A 1,045-nucleotide genomic window follows, 5' to 3' on the forward strand; every position below is an offset into this window, starting at 1 on the left:
ATGCTATCCCGCGCCTTCGGTATCTGCCTTATACCCGATTATTATCCATGCACGGACCCTCGACCAGTGAGCTGTTACGCACTCTTTGAATGAATGGCTGCTTCCAAGCCAACATCCTGGCTGTCACGGGGACCACACTTCGTTAGACTAACTCAGGCAGAATTCCGGGACCTTAGACGACGGTCTGGATTCTTCTCCTCTCGGGGACGGACCTTAGCACCCGCCCCCTTACTGCAACGCTGCGGCGCATGCGCATTCGGAGTTTGTCAGGACTCGATAGGCGGTGAAGCCCTCTTGTCCTACCAGTCGCTCTACCTCACATGCGGATCACGTCACGCGGCACCTAAATGCCTTTCGGGGAGTACGAGCTATCTCCAAGTTTGATTGGCCTTTCACTCCTACACTCATCTCATCCAGAAGCTTTTCAACGCTTATTGGTGCGGACCTCCATCCCGTGTTACCGGGACTTCATCCTGGACAAGTGTAGATCACTTGGTTTCGCGTCTGCCCCCTCCGACTCTGAACGCCCGTTTCAGACTCGGTTTCCCTGCGGCTCGGTGGCTTAGCCACTTAACCTTGCCGGAGATGGCAACTCGTAGGTTCATTATGCAAAAGGCACGCCGTCACATCTTACGATGCTCCGACCGCTTGTAGGCGGATGGTTTCAGGTACTCTTTCACTCCCCTGCTCGGGGTGCTTTTCACCTTTCCCTCACGGTACTGGTACACTATCGGTCTCACAGGAGTATTTAGCCTTACCGGATGGTCCCGGCAGTTTCGCGCAGAATTCCTCGTGCTCCGCGTTACTCAGGATACTGCTATGCCGTGACAGACTTCGCATACGGGGCTCTCACCCTCTATGGCGGAACTTTCCAGATCCTTCCGCTCACCTGTCACTGTGCAATGCCGCAGTCCTACAACCCCGGCGGCGCGTTGCCACGTCACCGGTTTGGGCTGTTCCCCGGTCGCTCGCCACTACTGGGGGAATCATTATTTATTTTCTCTTCCTCGAGGTACTAAGATGTTTCAGTTCCCTCGGTTAGCCT

1 rRNA gene is annotated in these 1,045 nt (G+C 55.1%); it reads right to left on the reverse strand.

Annotation, left to right across the window (positions count from 1 at the left end):
- Positions 1 to 1,045: ribosomal RNA gene (locus G604_RS0112670) — 23S ribosomal RNA — on the reverse strand; the annotation flags it as partial.

This window comes from Prevotella sp. AGR2160 (assembly GCF_000424185.1).
GTDB lineage: Bacteria > Bacteroidota > Bacteroidia > Bacteroidales > Bacteroidaceae > Prevotella.